Genomic DNA, 19691 nt, shown 5'->3' with positions numbered 1-19691 from the left:
AGTGGTGACGATGGCGCAATCCACGCAAGTGCATACCGGCGAAACGCACGAGCGCCCTTTGGGCTTACGCGGTATCGCGGCCGATCTGTCGTCGGATCAGCGAGCCTTCAAGAATGTGTCCTGGGGCAAGGCCATGATGTGGATCTTCCTGCTCAGCGACACCTTCATCTTCGGCTGCTTCCTGCTCGCTTATATGACCGCCCGCATGTCGACACCCGTCCCCTGGCCGAACCCCAGTGAAGTCTTCGCACTCACGCTCGGCGGACAGGAAATCCCGCTGATCCTGATTGCCATCATGACCTTCATCCTGATCTCCAGCAGCGGCACGATGGCGATGGCCGTCAATTTCGGCTACCGCCGGGATCGCCGCACGACGGCAATCCTGATGCTTTTGACTGCGGTTCTTGGCGCATCCTTCGTCGGAATGCAGGCATTCGAATGGTCGAAGCTGATTTCGGAGGGCGTCCGCCCCTGGGAAAACCCCTGGGGTGCCGCCCAATTCGGCTCGTCGTTCTTCATGATCACAGGGTTTCACGGCACCCATGTCTCGATCGGCGTCCTCTTTCTCCTCATTATCGCGCGCAAGGTCTGGCGGGGCGATTTCGATACGGAAAGGCGCGGTTTCTTTACCAGCCGCAAGGGCAATTACGAAATCGTCGAGATCATGGGCCTCTACTGGCACTTCGTCGATCTGGTCTGGGTTTTCATCTTCGCTTTCTTCTATCTGTGGTGAGGTGATCTGATGGCACAAGTTGCAATGCATGCCCAGGAGCAGGTGCAGGAGCAGGAGCAGCATCAGCAGCATCCGATCCGGCTCTATCTCGTCGTCTGGGGCTTTCTGTTCATTCTCAGCGCCGGCTCCTATCTGGTCGATTATGTCGGCCTGCAGGGCTATCTACGGTGGTCCCTGATCCTGCTTTTCATGATCCTCAAGGCTGGGCTGATCGTCGCTGTGTTCATGCATATGGCCTGGGAGCGACTGGCGCTTGTCTATGCCATCCTGCTGCCGCCGCTCCTCGTGCTCGTCTTCGTCGCCATGATGGTCTCGGAATCCAATTACACGATTTTCACGCGCATGGCGGTCTCCGGCACAGTCCAGTAAAGCGACCCAACTCTTGCTAGGCAGATCTATTCCGGGCCGGCGCCGTCGATGAACGTTCGACCAGATGGCAGGCGAGTTCGACGCGGCGCGGCGGCATTGGAAGACCGGAAAGGTTGTCGCGCAAGAGATCGAGCGCCACGGAACCGATCTCGCGCATCGGAATATGCATGGTCGTCAACGGCGGGTTGAGGAAGGCCGCCTGCGGAAGATCGTCCATACCCATCACCGAGACGTCGCCGGGCACGGAAAACCCTGACTGCTGCACACCCATCATGGCGCCGACGGCAAGACTGTCGCCGGCAGCCAGAACGGCGGTAAAATCAAGGCCGCGTGCGGCGATCCGCGACGCGACCGCCTGGGCCGCAAGCTCCGGAAGCCAATCTTCGATGGGAACCACAAGATCATCACCGCAAGGCAGCCCGTGCTGCAGCAGGGCATCTTTCCAACCTTCATAGCGCCGTTCAATGGTGCGCCGGCCGGGCCGCATCAGGAAAAGGATGCGCTGGTGGCCGAGATCGATCAGATGATCGGCGGCCAGCCGTGCGCTCGATCGATTGCAGGGCGTGACACTGGAAAGCCGCATGAACGGATCGTCGCCGTTCAGAAGCACGACCGGCTTGTCGAAACCGCGCGTGGCGGCCAGCATGCCTTCGTCATCGACGGTAAGAAAAAGCAGGCCGGCAACCTGAGGATCGTCCAAAGCCTCCTTCAGCACCGCCAGTTCTTCGTTCCTGTCGGCGATCGGGCGTGTGACGATTTCAAGCCCGAGCGCCTGCGCGCGCTCCGTCAAGCCTTCAAGGACATAGAGCGTGAACTGGTTGCGCACATAATCGATCATGGCGGCGCTCGATGCGGCCAGAATGACCTTCTGTCCGGCAACCGCAGTCGGGATGAGATAGTTGGCAACCTTCGCAGCCTCGAGCACCCGTTGGCGGATATCCGGCCGAACGCCCTTCTCACCCGCGAGCGCGCGTGAGGCGGTGCTCAGAGAAACCCCGCAAGCCTCTGCGATATCCTCTAGACGCACGCGCTTGCTCTTCTTTCCGCGCTTTCCGGGCAATGGCTTCACAGTCATCTCATCCCTCGTTGTCGCAATTATGAGAAAAATTTTCAGATTGCGCAAGAAAAAATATCATGCCTTTATTACCAGCACAGGAGCCGCCGAAGAGCGGACGGATTGGGAGGAATGCCATGGCCCTGAATGGCCGCGATATTCGCGATGGTCTCGATCGCCTTGTCGCCGGAACGACCGGCCTGAGGCACGATGGTCGCTTCCACGAGCCGAATCTCGACGGAACTGCCGGCGACTACATCAGCTTCGACAGCTGGGAGTGGCCGCAGGGCGTCGGCCTCTATGGCCTGATCAAGCTCTGGCTTTTCACCGGCCGCGACGACCTGCGTCAGCTCATCGAAGGGTGGTACCAGGCGCGCATCGAGGCGGGTTTGCCGCAGCTCAACGTCAACACCACCGCGCCCATGCTCGGCCTTTCGGTTCTCTGGGCCAGCACCCGCGATCCCCGCTGGCAGCCAGTCCTCGATGACTGGGCCAACCGCGTGATGTTGGACCTGGGCCGCACGCCGGAAGGCGGCTTCGAGCATCACGTCTCCGACAAGGTCAATCATAACGAGCTCTGGGACGACACCCTCTACATGGTCGCCCTGTTCCTGGCATCCTATGGCCAGGCGAGCGGCCGGCGCGAACTGGTCGACGAGGCCTCCCGCCAATTTCTCGTGCATGCCCGCTACCTCGCCGACACGCATAGCGGCCTGTGGTTTCATGGCTGGACCTTCGACGGCCGGCACAATTTCGCGCGGGCCCGCTGGGCACGCGGCAATGCCTGGATCACCGCGGGCCTGCTCGACCTCTTCGATCTCGCCGACATCGCCAAGCCGGTGAAGGACTTCCTCCAGGGCGTTCTCGTGGCGCAGGTCGATGCCCTGCTTGCGCTTCAGGCACCGTCTGGCGCCTGGCGCACATTGCTCGACGATCCCACCTCCTATGAGGAAATTTCCGCCACCGCCGGCATCGGTTATGGCCTTCTCAAGGGTTACCGGCTCGGGCTCGGCACCCCGGACTGGCGCATGGCGGGTCTGAAGGCGCTTGGGGTGGTGATGGATAATATTGACGAGACCGGCACCGTGCTCAACGTCTCCTACGGCACGCGCATGGGCCATGACCTCCAGTTCTACAAGGATATTCCCATTCAACCGACGGGCTACGGGCAGGCTTTGGCTATCCTATGCCTTTCCGAAGGCCTTGAGCACGTCGGGATAGAAGGACAAGCGGCATGACGATGAAGATTTTGTACGGCGCCGGGCCGGAAGACATCAAAGGCTACGACACGGAAAAACTCCGCAGCGCCTTCCTGATGACCGACCTGTTCATGCCGGACGCAGTCAATTTCACCTATACGCATGTGGACCGCCTGCTTCTCGGCGGCGCGATGCCGGTTTCCAGGAGCGTGACTTTCGGTTCCGGTGCCGAGATCGGCACGCCGTATCTCCTGTCGGCGCGCGAAATGGGAATTGCCAATCTTGGCGGCACGGGCACCGTGGCCGTAGATGGGCAATCCTTCACGCTGGAGAATCGCGACGTGCTCTATGTCGGCCGCGGAGCGCGCGAAATTACGATGGCGAGCGCCTCGGGAAAAGCCCCTGCCCGGTTCTACATGAACTCGGTGCCGGCCGGTGCGGACAACGCTCACCGGCTGATCAAAAAGGCAGAATCCAAAGCGCTCGAACTCGGCGACGGCCGCCGTTCAAACAAGCGCCGCCTTGCCATGTACATCCATCCGGAAGTCGCGCCCTCCTGCCTGCTTCTGATGGGCATTACCGATCTTGCCGAGGGCAGCGTCTGGAACACCATGCCGCCGCATCTGCACGAGCGCCGCATGGAAGCCTATTGCTATTTCGACATGGCGGCGGAGGATCGCATCGTCCATCTGATGGGTCGCCCCGAAGAGACGCGCCATCTGATCGTCGCCAATGGCGACGCCGTGCTCTCTCCCGCCTGGTCGATCCATATGGGCGCCGGCACGGGTCCCTACGCCTTCGTCTGGGGCATGACCGGCGAAAACCAGGAATACAACGATGTGGCCCCGGTGGCCCTGGCCGAGCTGAAATGACGAATATGAGATCTCTTATGAACCGTGAGCTGAATCCAGGCGAAGCCATCCGTTACTGGCAACTCGGCGTGATTGCCGAAGAGCGCTTCGACGTTCCTGACGCCCCGATGAAGGGCGAGATGGACCCGTTTTTCTTCCTCACCAAGCACAAGAACTTCATCCCGCACGAATATCCCTGCCGCACGATCTTCGCCGAGCGCTATCGCGGCAAGCGGCCGGATGTGCGCAGCGCCTTCGAGGCCACCCGCTGGTGGCTTCCCTTCGGCTCGCCGCGGCTCGATCTGTCCGGCTTCTGGTTCCGCCCGACGCGACTTGCCACCTGGGCACGGACTTTCATCGCCGCCGAAAAGGCCGGGACGGCAAAGCTGCGCCTCGGCACCTGCGGCGGCGCGGTCCTCTGGCTGAACGGTACCGAGATCGGCTGGATGGCGCCCTATAGCCGCAATCTGGAGGCAAAGGCCGAATTCGACCTGCCGCTGACGGCTGGGTTGAACGAGATCACCATCTTTTTCGATGATCTGGCCGAGCGCGACGCCCGCTACTTCTTCCAGCTCGATTATCTCGACGGACCGGCCGCAAGCGTGGCCGTGCCGGTGCCGATCGAAGGCAAGGTCGCCGGGACGATCGAGGCGGCGCTCCAGGGAATGCACTTCGACAGGACGGCCTATTTTGAAGGCGATATCAAACTTCTGTTCGCCGGGCCCTTGCCGGTCGATGTCGACGTGAACGTGGCGGTCGAGGGCGATTTCATGTCGACCGAGCGCGTCGACTACGACTTCGTTCTCAAGGCGGGCGATGCGCGCTTGATCATTGGCCCGTCGGAAGATGCGCCCGCCGATTTCCGCCATTTCCGCATCACGCTGCAGGCTGGCGGCTTTGTCGCCTCGCGGTCGCTTGGCGTCGAGATCTGTCATGCCGGCCGGCAGGGAAGCGCGCCTGCCGCGCTTGCCGAACGGATCGCGGAAACGCTGGACGAAATCTCGGCTTTTTCCGAACGTGATACGGTACGCGCCTTTGCACGGCTCGCAAGCGGCCGCGGCGGCGCCGATACGGATGCCATGATCGAGGAAATCCTGCCGTCGATCGAAGATTGCCACGACTGCGCCGATTTTTCGCTGGTTCCGCTAATCTGGTCGCGAACCGTCTGGGGCAACGACATCGCCGAGAAAACCCGCAACCGCATCGACCAGGCGATCCTCGATTTCCGCTACTGGATGGACGAGCCCGGCAACGACGTACAGTGGTATTTCTCCGAAAACCACGCACTCCTGTTTCACACCTCAGCCTATCTCGCCGGAGATCTCCTGGCCGACGAGACCTTCACCCGCTCAGGCCGCACGGGAGCCGAACAGCGTGCCGTGGGTGCAGCCCGCGTGCGCGCCTGGCTCGATCATTTCGAGGCCTGGGAAATGGCGGAGTTCAACTCCGCGCCCTATTTCCCGATCGACCTCAAGGGTCTGACGGCGCTCGCCGCCCTGTCCCCCGATGCCGACATCGCCGATCGCGCCAAAAAGGGTATCGTTCGCCTTTGCGAAGTGATCGCCCGCTCGGCTCACCACGGCATGATGACAGCGGCGCAGGGGCGCTCCTACGAACACACGCTCTGCGCCGGCCGCTCACTCGAACTCTCCGGCGTCGCGCGGCTGCTGTGGGGCAAAGGCTGGTACGGCCGCCGCGTCCATGCGTTGCCGCAGCTTGCCGTCTGCCTGCGCGACCACGGCCTCGATATCCCGGGCGATTTCGCGATGATCGCAAACCATCAGGCAGAGGCGCATCAGGAGTGGCGTTTCGCGCAGGGCGAAAACCGTCTTGCCGCGCTCTATCACTACAAGAGCCGCGACTTCGCCATGGGTTCTGCCGCCCACTACCGCTGGAATGAATGGGGCTACCAGGAGACGGTACTGCATCTGCGGATCGGCGAGCGGCCCGAGGCCGCCGTCTGGATCAACCATCCCGGCGAGACGATTCAGTTCGGGTACGGCCGGCCCTCCTTCTGGGGCGGCTGCGGCACCCTCCCTCGCGCCCACCAGTATCGCGGGCTGGCCGTACTCGATTTTTCCACTTTCGACGAACAACCGGACTTCACCCACGCCTGGTTCCCCGCCGCCGAATTCACAGAAAGCAGCGTCGTGGGCAATCTGGCACTTGCACGCAGCGGCCAAGGGGCGATGATGCTGCGCGGCAGCACCGACTTCGTCATGGTCAAGGACGGTCCGTCCGCCAATGCCGAGTTGCGCCAATACGGCCGCAAGACGCGCTGGATCGTGCGGGTCTGCGAAGCCTCCAGCCTTGCATCGGTGGAAGCCCGGTTCGGCGCGCTTGCAGTCGAGGAGAAGGAAGACGGCTCGTTCGTCATCGACGATCCGCAATACGGCACCGTGACATTCCGCGCGGATGGCTCGGCGGAGGCGGAAGGCCGCACTATCTTGCCAAACGAATTCACGGTTGCCGGCGAGGTCATCATGCTGACCGCCAATTAAGAGCGAAGCGCTGGCGGGAGAAGCCGGCGTGACGTTGACCTGCGAGCTGGAGGGCTCGCGCACAAGAGGAGGAAGACTATGCGAAAGACCAGAACAATGCTGGCGGCTTTGGCCGTCGGGCTCTTGACATCGACGGCCGCGATCGCCGGCGATGTCCGCGTCATGTGGTATTCCGATGGTGTGGAAGGAGAAGTCCTCAAGGACCTCCTCGACCGGTTCATGAAGGAAAATCCGGACATCAACGTCGTGCTCGACAACGTGTCCTACAGCGTCGTGCGCGAGCAGCTCCCCGTGCAGCTCGAAGCCGGGGACGGCCCGGACATTGCACGCGTAACCAACCTCAAGGCGATGAGCCAGCACTGGCTCGATCTTCGCCCGCTGGTGGCCGATGCCGCCTATTGGGATGAAAATTTCGGCGCCCAGGCAGACTGGATGCGTCCTGACGGCTCGAACCAGATTTCCGGCTTCATGACACAGATCACCATTGCCGGCGGCTTTGCCAACAAGACCTTGTTCGAGCAGGCCGGCGTTGCAATCCCCGGAAAGGATGCGACCTGGGATGATTGGGCGAAAGCTGCAAAGCAGGTCGCCGAGAGCCAGCAGGTTCCCTTCCCGATGGCCCTTGACCGATCCGGCCACCGCTTGAGCGGGCCCAACTTAGCCTATGGCGCCAACTACATTGGTCCCGACGGCAAGCCCGCGCCGCTGGATGAAGGCACCAAGGCCTTCCTCGGCAAGTTCGTGGGCTGGATTGAAGATGGAACGATGAGCAAGGATGTCTGGGTATCGGCCGCCGGATCGACATATCGCGCCGCCGCCGATGACTTCATCAACGGCCAGCTTGTTTACTACTACTCCGGCTCGTGGCAGGTTCCGAACTTCTCCGCCAAGATCGGTTCGAATTTCGACTGGGTGGCGACCGGCAGCCCCTGCGGATCTGAAAACTGCACGGGCATGACCGGTGGTGCTGGGCTCGTTGCGATCAAATACACGAAAAACCCCAAGGACGTCGCCAAGGTCATGGACTATCTCGCCCGCGAGGACATCGTAAAGGAGTTCTCGGAGCGCACCCTGTTCCTGCCCGCGCACAAGGGCGTGCTGGCAAAGGGTCTCGACTTCAAGACCGACGACGCCCAGGCAAAGGCGGCTTTGGCCGAGTTTGTCGCGGCGGCAGGTTCGCTGTCCGAACTCGCTCGCAAGCTGCCCGGCTGGCACTGGTCCGACACGTTCTACGGGGCTCTTGTCACGCGCGTCAGCCAGGCCGCGGCCGGTGAGATGCCGCTTGACGAAGCGATCACTCGCATCGATGCGGATATCGCCGCGAAGGTAAAAGACTCCAGTCTTTAACCCAGCGGCAGGAATTCGTGCCGGCGGCTCGACAGCTGCGGAGATGCGGGAGCCACGCGACGCCGCCGGCACAAGACTGTTTGCCAACACCGCAATAAAAATATGGACATGATTACCGGCTTCGCAGGCATGGCGAACCGCTATCAGCGTGGGCAGGAGGCCAGACTATGCAGGCAGAACTTCCACAACGAGCCAGCCCCGGCCCTGGCGAGACCATCTTGGCTCCGGTACGGTTTGCGATGGGCATTGTCGACGCACCGCTACGATGGCTCCAACGGGTCTTCGGAATCGGCGGCATGGCTGCCTTTTTCCTCATGCCGAACATGCTGATATTCGGCATCTTCGTGCTTTTGCCGTTCTTCATCAACTTCGCCTATTCGATGACCGGCGGCACCGCCCTTTTCCTGGCGGACCGCAGCTTCGTCGGCGGGGATCAATATGCCCGGCTGTTCGACTGCGCCAACTACCTCAATGCGAACAGCTGCACCGAGGACACCTTCTGGACCGCCGTCGGCAATACCGGCTGGTTCGTCATTCTGCAGGTGACGCTGATGATCATCGTGTCGCTGATCACGGCCCTGATCCTCAACCGCGACCTGATGGCGCGCAGCTTCTGGCGTGCCGTGTTCTTCTTCCCGGTGCTGCTGTCACCGGTGGTTGTCGGCCTCATCTGGAAGTGGATCCTGCAGCGCCAGGGCCTCTTGAACTTCAGCCTCTATGGCTTCGGCTTCGAACCCTACACATGGCTGAACGACCGCAACTGGGCTTTTGCCGCCACCGTCGGCGTGTCGATCTGGGCGCATATGGGCTTCTACACGCTGATTCTTCTGGCTGGTCTTCAGGCTATCCCGAAAGACCTCTATGAAGCCGCCGAAATGGACGGAACGCGGCCGGCGCGCGCTTTTTGGCGCATCACCATGCCGCTGCTTGCACCCAACCTTCTCGTCGTCGTCGTCCTCGTCCTGATCAAGGCGGTGCAGATCTTCGATGAGATCTACGTCCTGACGGGTGGCGGACCGGGCACCAGCACGCTCTATCTCACCCAGTACATCTACGAGACCGGCTTTGCCGCGCAACTGCGCAACCCCGGGCTTGCCGCGGCCGCCTCGATCCTCATGGGCGTGGTGCTTGTCGTGCTCACGTTGGTGCAGCTCAGCCTCAGCCGGTCCAGTGAAAAGAAGGGAGCCCGCAAATGAGCCGGGTCGCGGAATTCGTCTTTCGCCGCAAGGGCGGCAAGGGTTGGCACTGGACGGACGTCGTGACGTGGCTTTGGCTTATTGGCGGCCTGTTCGTCATGTTCGGCCCCGCCGTCTGGCTCGTCGGATCGTCCTTCAAGACACCGGCGGCACTCGCAGAGTTTCCGCCGACCATCCTGCCCTACGTCACGCAGAAGGTGACAGTCGGTGGTTATGACAAGCCGCTCGATCTCTACGAGGCGACCCTGCCCGACGGCACAAAGGCGACGCTCGCCGAAGTCCGGCGCATCGGCATCGTCAGCCAGATGGTCGACCCGCAAAAGCCCGGCGAGATCATCAAGGTCAACATCGCGGAGCGCACGCCGGTCCGCGAGATGTCCTTCGCGACACAGAACTATACCGAACCCTTCACCCATTTCGATTTCGTTCGTTATCTCTGGAACTCCGTCTTCGTGACGGTGACAGCGACGCTCATCACTCTTGTCGTCAACTCCATGGCCGCCTTTGCACTCAGCAAGTATGAATTCCGCGGACGGACATTCGCCATGCTGCTGATCCTTGCAACGCTGATGGTACCCTTGTCGGTCATCATGGTGCCGCTCTATTCGATCGTCTCGGCGCTCGGCCTGTTCAACAATCTCTGGGGCGTGATCCTGCCGACGGTCGCAACGCCGACCGGCGTGTTCATCCTGCGCCAGTACATGCTGTCGATCCCCGACGAACTGCTCGACGCCGCCCGCATGGACAAGGCATCGGAATGGCAGATCTACTGGCGCATCGTCCTGCCGCTGACGGCACCGGCACTTGCCGTTTTGGCGATCTTTTCCGTCGTCTGGCGCTGGAACGACTTCCTCTGGCCGCTGATCGTGCTGTCTCGCAAGGAGCTCTATACGCTGCAGGTGGGCCTCAGCATCTATTCCGGCGAGCTGAACGTGCAGTGGCATTTCATTCTTGCGATGACGGTGGTGACGATGATCCCCGTCGTCCTCGTCTTCATCTTCCTGCAGCGCTTCATCACCACCGGCATCGCCGGCTCCGGATTGAAATAGAGGAGGCCGTCATGGGTCATATCAAGCTTACCAATGTGACGAAATCCTTCGGGGCGGTGGACGTCATTCACGGCATCAACCTGGAGATTGCCAATGGCGAACTCGTCGTCTTCGTCGGCCCGTCCGGTTGCGGCAAGTCGACATTGCTGCGCATCATCGCCGGGCTGGAAAAGCCGACGGGCGGGGAACTTGCGATCGACGGCAAGGTGGTCAACGACACCCCGGCGGCCGACCGCGGCCTTGCCATGGTGTTCCAGTCCTATGCGCTCTATCCGCATATGAGCGTGCGCCAGAACCTCGCCTTCGGCCTCGAGAACACCAAGATGCCGAAGGCCGAGATCACCCAGCGCATCGCCGAAGCCGCGCGCATGCTGGAGATCGACGCCTATCTCGACCGGCGGCCGGGCCAGCTCTCGGGCGGCCAGCGCCAGCGTGTCGCCATTGGCCGCGCCATCGTGCGCCGGCCCGTCGCCTTCCTGCTCGACGAGCCGCTGTCCAACCTCGACGCCGAGCTGCGCGGCTCCACCCGCGCCGAGCTCTCTGCCCTCCATGCGCGGCTTTCCGCCACGATGATCTATGTCACGCATGACCAGGTCGAGGCGATGACGCTCGCAGACCGGATCGTCGTGCTGCGCGCCGGCCGTATCGAGCAGATCGGCACGCCGCTCGAACTCTACAATTCGCCTGCAAACCGCTTCGTCGCCGGCTTCATAGGCTCGCCGCACATGAACTTCCTCGAGGGAACCGTCGAATCCGTGCAGTCCGGGAAAGCCGTTGCAGCCTTGACCGGCGGTCACCGGATCGAGCTTCCGGTCAATGGCGCCAACGTCACCGGCGGCTCGCGCATCACCATCGGCGTCCGCCCCCAGCATATTGCAGTCGGCAGCGACGGATCCGGCATGGCGGCCAGGATCAAGCTCGTCGAAGCGCTCGGCTCCGAAACCGTGATCCACGCCGACGTCGCGGGCCAAAAGGTTCTGGTGGTGGCGCCCGGCCAGCATAGTCTGACGCCGGGGACCGAACTGCGCCTGTCACTCTCGGCCGCACCGCTCCATCTGTTCAACGAGAAGGGCCTGCGCCTTGACCATGTTGTTTGATCTTTCCGGAAAAGTCGCACTGGTCACCGGCGCACGAACAGGCCTCGGCCGGGGCATGGCATTGGCGCTCGCCGCTGCCGGAGCCGACATCGTCGCGCTCGGCTCTTCGCCCATGCCGGAAACAGCCGAACGCGTCCGCCAAGTCGGCCGCCGCTTTCAGGCGCTGGAGGTCGACCTGTCGAAAAGGTTCGACGCGAAAGCGGTGGCCGCCGAAGCCGCGGCAGCCTTCGGCGGCATCGACATTCTTATCAACAATGCGGGCATCATCCGCCGCGCCGACCTGCTCGATTACGCCGAAAAGGATTGGGACGATGTCATCGACGTCAATCTGAAGGCGGCCTTTCTCCTGTCGCAGGCGGTCGCCCGCCACATGGTCGAAACGAAACGGAAAGGACGCATCGTCAACATCGCCTCCATGCTGACCTTCCAGGGCGGCATCCGCGTGCCCGCCTATTCCGCGTCCAAGCACGGCATTGCCGGGCTGACAAAGGCGATGGCCAATGAACTGGCGCCGCACGGCATCACCGTCAACGCCATCGCCCCCGGCTACATGGCGACCGACAATACCGAGGCATTGCGCAACGACCCCGACCGCAATGCCCAGATTTCCGCCCGCATCCCGATGGGCCGATGGGGCACGCCGGACGATCTCGCCACGACGGTCCTGTTTTTCGCAGCGCCGGCCTCCAGCTATGTGACTGGAACCATCCTGCCCGTCGATGGCGGCTGGCTGGTCCGATAAACGGGAAAAACGACAAAAAGCGGCATCGCCGTCCGGAAAGCCCGTCGTGAATATCACGATGTGAGGACCTTGATGCGGACGGTGAAGAAACGTCCACCGTCCTCTCTATCAGGTGAGTTCGCTACTGCATAATTCCTTAAATCGGAATCGATTTAAGGATTTTTCAAAGCGCTACAGCGTCCTTTGCGCGTCAGGTTTGACGCGCGGCGCTGTAGTGCGACGACACAACGGCAGCAGCGAGACGCTTGAGATCTACAGTGCCAAGCGGCTTTCCTGCCGGATCGGTTACAGTGACGTCGCTTACGCTTCCGTGAGCGAGAAGCTTCATGGCGTCATCGATCGAGCTTCCGGAAAACACCGTTGCGCCATTCACAGCGTGGTTGGCTGCGACCGGGGTCATGACCGCGTCCACGTGGATCACCCGGCCGCGATTCACCTCCTTGACGAAGTTGGCGATGTATTCGTCGGCAGGACGGAGAACGATGTCCTGGCTGGTGCCCTGCTGAATGACCTCGCCGTCCCGCAGGATGGCGATCTGATCGCCCAGACGAAGCGCCTCGTCCAGATCATGTGTGATGAACACGATCGTCTTCTTGATCTCCATCTGCAGATCCAGCAGCACGCTCTGCATGTCCATTCTGATCAAAGGATCAAGTGCCGAATAGGCTTCATCCATCAGAAGAACGGGAGCATCGTTTGAAAGCGCTCGAGCAAGTCCGACGCGTTGCTGCATCCCGCCGGACAACTGGTTAGGATATTTTTTCTCGAATCCTTTCAGCCCAACCCGATCGAGCCACTGCATAGCGATGTCAGTGCTTTTCGTTCGGTCAATCTTCTGAACGTCAAGACCGTACACCGTATTCTCCAGCACGTTGCGATGTGGCAGCAGCGCGAACTTCTGGAATACCATCGCGGTCTGGTGGCGGCGGAAGTCCCTCAGCTCGGTTTCGTTCATCTTGACGACGTCGACACCGTTGACGAGCACCTCACCGGCGGTTGGATCGATCAGGCGATTGATGTGTCGGATCAGTGTGGACTTGCCTGAGCCCGAAAGACCCATGATCACCTGGATGCCGCCTGCGGGCATCTCGATGTTAATGTCTTTCAGCCCAAGGACCATTCCGAACTTTTCGTTGAGCTCCGTTTTTGAAAGCCCATTGCGAACCGCTTCGACGTGCGAAGCGGCATTTGGACCGAAAATCTTGTAGAGATTTCGTATCTTGATACCTTTGAAGCCCTGATCACCCATGGACGATCTCCCGGTGCTTCTGCAGCCGTTGACCGTAGGACTGACTGACGCGGTCGAAAATGATGGCGATGCCAACGATCGCAAGGCCGTTGAAAACGCCGAGTGTGAAGTACTGGTTCGCGATTGCCTTCAGAACAGGCTGACCCAGTCCTTGCACCCCGATCATCGAGGCGATCACCACCATCGCAAGCGCCATCATGATGCACTGGTTTATTCCAGCCATGATCGTAGGTAGGGCAAGCGGCAGTTGCACCCAGACGAGCTTCTGCCAGCTCGACGAACCGAACGCGTCCGCGGCCTCCAGAACATCCTTGTCGACCAAACGAATTCCGAGGTTCGTGAGGCGGATCATCGGCGGGATGGCGTAAATCACGACCGCGATGAGTCCCGGGACCTTGCCGATGCCAAGAAGCATGACGACCGGGATGAGATAGACGAAGCTCGGCATCGTCTGCATCACGTCAAGCACGGGATTCACGACGCGCTGCAGGCGGTCCGAACGGGACATCATTATGCCAATGGGGATGCCAATGGCGATCGACAAGATCGTGCAGACGAAGATCATCGAGATCGTTCGCATGGTGTCGTCCCACATGTCGAAATAACCGATGGCAAGTAGGCTGAAAAGACAGCCTCCCACGATTTTCCAATTTCGACTTGCAGTCCAAGCGATGGCCAGGACGATCAAGGTGACTATCGGCCAAGGCGTCTTCGTCATGAGACGCTCTGAGTATATGAGAAACGTCTGCAGCGGGGAGAAGAACCCCTCGATCGCATCCCCGTAGGCTCGCGTGAATGCCCGAAAAGACTCATCTATGAACTTCTTCAGGTTCCTAAGCGCGTCGTCGTCCATATGCGGGAAGTTAAAAAACCAATCCATTTATTCCCCATTTTTTGTTGAGGCCGCACCAGGTCTTTTATTGTTTTGGCGGCGGAAGGCGGTGCGCATGCGCACCGCCCAAGTGTTTCGATCAGAGGGCAGCCGTGATCTTTTCGGCGGCTTCAGGGGACACCCACTTGCTCCAGATGTCCTTGTTTTCTTCCAGGAAGTGCTTTGCGCCATCTTCACCGCTCGCCTGATTGTCCGTCATCCACGCCATCAGCTTGTTGACAGTCTCATTGCTCCAGGAGCGCTTCGCGAGGTAGTCCATGACTTCCGGCCCGGCTTTTTCAGAAAAGGGCTTGGCAACGAGAGTGACGATCGTGTCGACTGGCCATGCATTCGGTTTAGGGTCGGGGCAGCTCTCCACCGTGTTGCAGCGTTTCCATTCCGCGGCGTCAGCAGGTACGCCTGCCTCCAGCTTCACCATGGGATATTTGCCGAGCAAAGCGGTGGGTGCCCAGTAGTAACCTACCCATGGTTCCTTATTTTCGTAAGCCTTGGCGATGGAGCCATCAAGACCGGCTGCTGACCCAGTGTCCACCAGCTTGAAGCCGGCTTTTTCAGCTTCGAAGCCTTTGAAGAGCTGTGAGGTGACGACGGTACCGCCCCACCCCTGCGGGCCGTTGAATATAGCTCCCTTTGACGGATCTTCGGGATCCGGGAAGAGCTCTGGATGCTTCAGGAGGTCAGGGATGGTCTTGATGTCAGGATGAGCGTCCGAAAAGTATTTCGGAATCCACCAGCCCTGATTGCCACCGTCGGGCAATGGGGAGCCTACCTGGACTATCTTGCCCTCTTCGGTTCCTTTCTTCACGACATCTGGAAGGAGATCGATCCATGCTTCAGGAGCGATGTCTGGCTGACCCTTTTCGGCCATCGAGGTGATGGTCGGGACGGTGTCGCCGACAGTGATTTCGGCCTGGCAGCCATAGCCTTCGTTCAGGATAATCTTGTCGAGGTTCGAAAGGACCTCAGCGCTCTGCCAATTCATGCTGGCGATGGTGAGGCTGCCGCATTCGGCGCTGGCGAAGGAAGCTCCTCCGAACAGGCCGAACATCAGGCAGGTCGATGCAAGTAGTGTTTTCATTCTCGTTCCCTCTGTTTGCGGCTAATAACAGGAAGGGCGGGACACCGCGAAACCCGCCTCCAGCGGTAATCAGGACGATTGTCCCATACTCACCGATTTCCGAAGCGCTGCTGCCAGTCCGTCGCGAACGGCACTTTCGAATCCCGCCGCGCGCATGGTTTCGAGCGCGGCCGCGGTCGTTCCGCGATAGTCCATGAAAGTCTCAACGACGACGTGGGGACACTCCGAGCGCAGTTCCACAAGTCGACCCGTGCCGACCAGTACGGCATTTACGCATCTGCGGGCGACGTCCGGGCTGATGCCGCGACGGACGGCGTCTTCCATCATCGCCGCGGCCAAGAGCGCCGGAAACGCCGGCCCCGAACCCGTCAGGCCCGTCAGATAATCGATGTCGCTCTCGCTCGCGACTTCATCCTCGACGCCGCAAGCTTGGAAAATCTGGCGCGTGAGCGAGCGATCGGCCACGGTGGCGCCCGCGGATGCAATCCATGGTGTGTAGGATTTTCCAACTTCAGCCGCCGCATTCGGAAGAGCACGAACGACACGATCCGTTTTATGATTTCGGGCAAGCTGTTCCAGACAGATGCCTGCCATGACGGAGACAACCAGCTTGCCGCTACAGTCGACGGCGAGGGACGGCCAATCGACTGGTCGGACACAAAAAATGACGACGTCGGAGCGGTCGCAAAGCTGCTGATTGTCCGGCGTCCAAAACGCCCCTGGATCACGCTGCGGTTTTTGTCCTCGGTATGACAACGAAAGATCCTGCGACTGAAGCAGCCCGGAACCGAGAAGCGAGCTGGCCAGGGCTCCACCCAGCCAACCGCCGCCTCCAATCACGCCAACCGTGAACGAACCGCGCACGGTTAGATGTCTCCTGGTTCGGGAACGTGCCCGTGCCTTGAGAAGAAGCGATCGAGTTCCCTCTGCTGCGGCACCTCGCCCGTGTAGATGGCGATATAGTGTGGGATACGCTTCATGCGCATGGTGATGTCTTCGCGCGACTGCATCGAAATGTAGCCGATTTGAACCAGGTAGGTTGTTCGGGCGCGTACGTCGGCGGCAACCTCTTCGTAGCCAAAGCGCATGAACATGCGTTTGAGGGCTTCAAGACGAAGTTTATCGGCTTGCTGAACCTCTTTCTGGATTTCTTCGGACTGGATCGCCCAACTGCGAATGGCGAATTCGAACTTCGCGTCAAACAACTCGTGGTCCAGCCAGCAGTCGAAGACGTTCAGCATGGCCTCGACCAACGTCTCTGCGTAAGCCTCGGACCTCCTAATAAGATTTCCGGTATTTTTTTCTCGCCATCGCACAAGTAGCGCGTTCAGCAATTCCTCCCGGTCCTTGAAAAACCAGTAAAAACTTGTCCGCGACAGCCCAAGTTTCTTGGCAAGCGGTTGGATTTTCACTGCATCGACACCGGATTCCAGTAACGAGTCGTAGGCCGCCTCCAGCCATACCTCTGGAGAACCTCGCCAACCGCTATCGCTCAAAATCTGCTCCATGCTCATCTCCTAACAAAACGCGAAAGGGTTCGCAAGAAAAATGTACATCGATGTCAACTCAAACGACTTATGTGTTTTCATTGTTGACACTGATGTACATTTCCACATAGCATCCCGCATGACAGTCCTATTCCGGAGACGCAACGATGTCGAACGACCCACTCCTTCAGCCTTACCAGCTCAAGCACCTGACACTGCGAAACCGCATCATCGTCACGTCGCACGAGCCTGCCTATCCCGAAGACGGCATGCCCAAGGAGCGCTATCGCGCCTATACCGTGGAACGCGCAAAGGGCGGAGTGGCGCTGACGATGACGGCTGGATCGGCAGCGGTGTCGAAAGATAGTCCGCCCGTCTTCAACAACCTGCTCGCCTATAAGGACGAGATTGTTCCGTGGATCCGGGAAATGACCGACGCGGTGCACGATGAGGGCGCGGCCATCATGATCCAGCTCACCCACCTGGGTCGCCGCACACGTTGGGACAAGGGGGATTGGCTTCCGGTGGTAGCGCCCTCCCATCACCGAGAGGCATCGCATCGCTCTTTTCCTAAGAAAATGGAAGATTGGGACATCGCGCGCGTCATCAAAGACTTCGCGGATGCGGCTGAACGCATGAAGGCGGGCGGCATGGACGGAGTTGAGCTGGAGGCCTACGGACATCTGATCGATCAGTTCAATTCACCGCTCACAAATGAACTCGACGGGCCATATGGCGGCTCGCTCGACAACCGCATGCGCTTCTGTCTCGATGTGTTCAGGGCGATGCGCGAGAGGGTGGGCGACGATTTCATCCTGGGCGTTCGCTACACCGCCGACGAATGTCTTCCCGGCGGCAACGGGAAGGCCGAAGGCATCGAGATATCCCGGCGCCTGCGCGACAGCGGCCTGATCGACTACCTGAACGTTATCCGGGGTCACATCGATACGGACGCCGGCCTCACCGACGTCATTCCGATCCAGGGGATGGCCAACGCGCCGCATCTCGATTTTGCCGGAGAAATCCGTGCCGCGACCCAATTTCCGACCTTTCACGCGGCAAAAATTCCGGATGTGGCGACAGCACGTCACGCAATTGCGGCGGGCAAGGTGGACATGGTCGGAATGACGCGCGCCCACATGACGGATCCGCATATCGTTCGAAAGATCATCGAGAAACGCGAGGACGACATCCGCCCTTGCGTCGGCGCGAATTACTGTCTCGATCGCATCTACCAGGGCGGTATGGCCTTCTGCATCCACAATGCCGCGACTGGCCGTGAACAGACCATGCCGCACACCATTCCGAAAGCCGACATCCGCAGGAAGGTGGTCATCGTCGGAGCCGGGCCGGCCGGACTAGAAGCCGCGCGCGTCGCGGCCGAGCGCGGCCATGCGGTGGTGGTCTTCGAAGCAGCCAATAAGCCCGGCGGACAGATCCGCCTCACCGCGCAGAGCGAGCGCCGCCGTGAAATGATCAGCATCATCGATTGGCGCATGAGCCAGTGCGAAAAGCTCGGCGTCACCTTCCATTTCAACAGCTGGGCGGAAGCGGAAACGATCACGGCGGAAGAGCCGGACGTCGTCATCATCGCGACAGGTGGACTGCCGCATACTGAGGTTCTATCGAAGGGGAATGATCTTGTCGTCTCCAGCTGGGACATCATATCGGGCGATGTGAAACCGGGCACCAATGTGCTCATCTTCGACGATGCCGGCGACCATGCCGGCTTGCAGGCCGCGGAGTTCATCGCCAAGACCGGTGCGAAGGTCGAGATCATGACGCCCGACCGCTCCTTTGCGCCGGAAGTCATGGCGATGAATCTCGTTCCCTACATGCGCTCGCTGCAGAAGCTCGACGTGACTTTCACCGTCACCTATCGCCTTGAGTCGGCGGAGAAAAGCGGCAATGAGATAACCGCCCATGTCGGCAGCGATTACGGCGGCGTAGCGAAGCAGCGGTCAATCGACCAGATCGTGGTCAATCACGGCACGATTCCGCTGGACGACCTTTATTTTGAGTTGAAGCCCGGCTCGAAGAACCTCGGTGAAGTCTCCTACGACCAGCTGCTTGCCGGCGTGTCGCAAACCACCGAGCGCAATCCGGCTGGTACCTACCAACTCTTCCGGATTGGTGACGCCGTCGCCGCCCGCAACACGCATGCCGCTATCTATGACGCATTGCGCCTTGCCAAGGATATTTGACAATGGCTCGCAGCGACGCCTTGCAAACTTTCCTTGATACCGCGTTCGTCGCCTTCGATCAGTTTGCCAAAGACCTGCGGGCACGGCAGTCCTTGATGCAGATATTCGCTCACCTGGAAGCACCGCAGCCGGAGCGGATGAATATCGGAAAGCGGCTTCCGGTTTGCACCCGCTATCTTGGGGATGTTTTAGCCGAAAAAACGAAGCACCCATCGTTGAACATCCTGATCGAACAGTTCGAAACGCTTGAGCCTTTGCTCCGATGGAAATGGCGATCGACTTATGACAATTCGGCCAGCGCAAATTTCCTGATGAGCCACGCCAACACCCTGATTGTCGGGCCAGGCGGCCTGGAGGATCGTTCGGACGTGTGGCTGGGCACAACGTTGATGGCGCCAAACGTGCGGTATCCGGACCACGATCATGCGCCAGAAGAAACCTATCTCGTTCTGTCGGATGGAGAGTTCATACAAGGCGACTCGGGCTGGTTCACGCCCGGTGTCGGTGGCTCCTTCTACAATCCGCCCGGAATCAAGCATGCCATGCGCTCCGGCGCGAAACCACTTTTCGCCTTCTGGGCGCTATTGCCCGACCAGCAGAAACATTGATCGAAAGCCCGACGTTTGTGGAGTGCAGCCAATTA

General features: G+C 60.3%; 18 protein-coding genes. 12 read left to right on the top strand and 6 right to left on the bottom strand.

Features of this window, described 5'->3' with window-relative positions; genetic code table 11:
• The first annotated feature begins 10 nt into the window (after positions 1 to 10).
• Together ACSQ2W_RS12215 and ACSQ2W_RS12210 are read left to right on the top strand one after the other, a co-directional pair.
• Complete coding sequence (locus ACSQ2W_RS12215; protein WP_436086468.1) at positions 11 to 733, top strand: heme-copper oxidase subunit III family protein; 723 nt, start codon at positions 11 to 13, stop codon at positions 731 to 733.
• A 9-nt stretch (positions 734 to 742) separates the two neighbouring features.
• Positions 743 to 1102 (top strand): cytochrome C oxidase subunit IV family protein, encoded by a 360-nt coding sequence (locus tag ACSQ2W_RS12210; RefSeq protein WP_436086467.1) that lies wholly within the window; start codon positions 743 to 745, stop codon positions 1100 to 1102.
• Between the two features lie 16 nt (positions 1103 to 1118).
• Here the strand turns inward: ACSQ2W_RS12210 and ACSQ2W_RS12205 are convergent, their stop codons facing one another.
• A complete protein-coding gene (locus ACSQ2W_RS12205) occupies positions 1119 to 2177 on the bottom strand; it encodes a LacI family DNA-binding transcriptional regulator (protein ID WP_436086466.1) in 1059 nt (352 codons plus the stop codon).
• Between the two features lie 116 nt (positions 2178 to 2293).
• Between ACSQ2W_RS12205 and bglB the strand changes: the two genes are divergently transcribed.
• The 8 genes from bglB to kduD all read left to right on the top strand — a co-directional run bounded on the left by bglB (position 2294) and on the right by kduD (position 12138).
• Entirely contained in the window at positions 2294 to 3394 is a 1101-nt protein-coding gene (gene bglB / locus ACSQ2W_RS12200) for a beta-galactosidase BglB (RefSeq protein WP_436086465.1), read from the top strand.
• Positions 3391 to 4227, top strand: coding sequence for a 5-dehydro-4-deoxy-D-glucuronate isomerase (kduI, locus tag ACSQ2W_RS12195; RefSeq protein ID WP_436086464.1), 837 nt, complete (start codon positions 3391 to 3393; stop codon positions 4225 to 4227). Before bglB ends, kduI begins: the two co-directional genes overlap by 4 nt.
• Positions 4224 to 6707, top strand: a complete 2484-nt coding sequence (locus tag ACSQ2W_RS12190; protein ID WP_436086463.1) for a hypothetical protein — start codon at positions 4224 to 4226, stop codon at positions 6705 to 6707. The genes kduI and ACSQ2W_RS12190 overlap by 4 nt, the downstream gene beginning before the upstream one ends.
• Before the next feature lie 78 nt (positions 6708 to 6785).
• Positions 6786 to 8054, top strand: a complete 1269-nt coding sequence (locus tag ACSQ2W_RS12185) for an ABC transporter substrate-binding protein (RefSeq protein ID WP_436086462.1) — start codon at positions 6786 to 6788, stop codon at positions 8052 to 8054.
• A gap of 167 nt (positions 8055 to 8221) precedes the next feature.
• On the top strand, positions 8222 to 9250 hold the full coding sequence (locus ACSQ2W_RS12180) for a carbohydrate ABC transporter permease (RefSeq protein WP_436086461.1): 1029 nt from the start codon (positions 8222 to 8224) through the stop codon (positions 9248 to 9250).
• Entirely contained in the window at positions 9247 to 10299 is a 1053-nt protein-coding gene (locus tag ACSQ2W_RS12175) for a carbohydrate ABC transporter permease (RefSeq protein WP_436086460.1), read from the top strand. Before ACSQ2W_RS12180 ends, ACSQ2W_RS12175 begins: the two co-directional genes overlap by 4 nt.
• Before the next feature lie 11 nt (positions 10300 to 10310).
• Positions 10311 to 11396 (top strand): ABC transporter ATP-binding protein, encoded by a 1086-nt coding sequence (locus ACSQ2W_RS12170; RefSeq protein WP_436086459.1) that lies wholly within the window; start codon positions 10311 to 10313, stop codon positions 11394 to 11396.
• A complete protein-coding gene (gene kduD / locus ACSQ2W_RS12165; protein WP_436087766.1) occupies positions 11386 to 12138 on the top strand; it encodes a 2-dehydro-3-deoxy-D-gluconate 5-dehydrogenase KduD in 753 nt (250 codons plus the stop codon). The genes ACSQ2W_RS12170 and kduD overlap by 11 nt, the downstream gene beginning before the upstream one ends.
• A 190-nt stretch (positions 12139 to 12328) precedes the next feature.
• On the opposite strand, the gene ACSQ2W_RS12160 is transcribed toward kduD, so the two are convergent.
• The 5 genes from ACSQ2W_RS12160 to ACSQ2W_RS12140 form a co-directional block, all read right to left on the bottom strand.
• Positions 12329 to 13387, bottom strand: a complete 1059-nt coding sequence (locus ACSQ2W_RS12160) for a quaternary amine ABC transporter ATP-binding protein (protein ID WP_436086458.1) — start codon at positions 13385 to 13387, stop codon at positions 12329 to 12331.
• Positions 13380 to 14267 carry an ABC transporter permease gene (locus ACSQ2W_RS12155; RefSeq protein ID WP_436086457.1) on the bottom strand — a complete coding sequence of 296 codons (888 nt, stop codon included), beginning with the start codon at positions 14265 to 14267 and terminating at the stop codon, positions 13380 to 13382. Before ACSQ2W_RS12155 ends, ACSQ2W_RS12160 begins: the two co-directional genes overlap by 8 nt.
• A gap of 91 nt (positions 14268 to 14358) precedes the next feature.
• The gene (locus ACSQ2W_RS12150; RefSeq protein WP_436086456.1) at positions 14359 to 15357 is read right to left on the bottom strand and encodes an ABC transporter substrate-binding protein; all 999 of its coding nucleotides are present in this window, start codon (positions 15355 to 15357) and stop codon (positions 14359 to 14361) included.
• A 69-nt stretch (positions 15358 to 15426) separates the two neighbouring features.
• Positions 15427 to 16221: a pyrroline-5-carboxylate reductase family protein gene (locus tag ACSQ2W_RS12145; protein WP_436086455.1), complete on the bottom strand. Its 795-nt coding sequence runs from the start codon at positions 16219 to 16221 to the stop codon at positions 15427 to 15429.
• Positions 16222 to 16223: 2 nt separating this feature from the next.
• Entirely contained in the window at positions 16224 to 16865 is a 642-nt protein-coding gene (locus tag ACSQ2W_RS12140) for a TetR/AcrR family transcriptional regulator (RefSeq protein WP_436086454.1), read from the bottom strand.
• Between the two features lie 146 nt (positions 16866 to 17011).
• Here ACSQ2W_RS12140 and ACSQ2W_RS12135 point away from each other — a divergent pair, with 146 nt between their 5' ends.
• Positions 17012 to 19048 carry an FAD-dependent oxidoreductase gene (locus tag ACSQ2W_RS12135; protein WP_436086453.1) on the top strand — a complete coding sequence of 679 codons (2037 nt, stop codon included), beginning with the start codon at positions 17012 to 17014 and terminating at the stop codon, positions 19046 to 19048.
• A gap of 2 nt (positions 19049 to 19050) precedes the next feature.
• Positions 19051 to 19656, top strand: a complete 606-nt coding sequence (locus ACSQ2W_RS12130) for a dimethylsulfonioproprionate lyase family protein (RefSeq protein WP_436086452.1) — start codon at positions 19051 to 19053, stop codon at positions 19654 to 19656.
• Positions 19657 to 19691 lie beyond the last annotated feature (35 nt).

It is taken from the genome of Pararhizobium sp. LjRoot255, from assembly GCF_964252905.1.
Taxonomy (GTDB): Bacteria; Pseudomonadota; Alphaproteobacteria; order Rhizobiales; family Rhizobiaceae; genus Pararhizobium.
The sequence above is the reverse complement of the archived record's forward strand: the minus strand, read 5'-3'. Positions and strand labels throughout refer to the sequence as shown.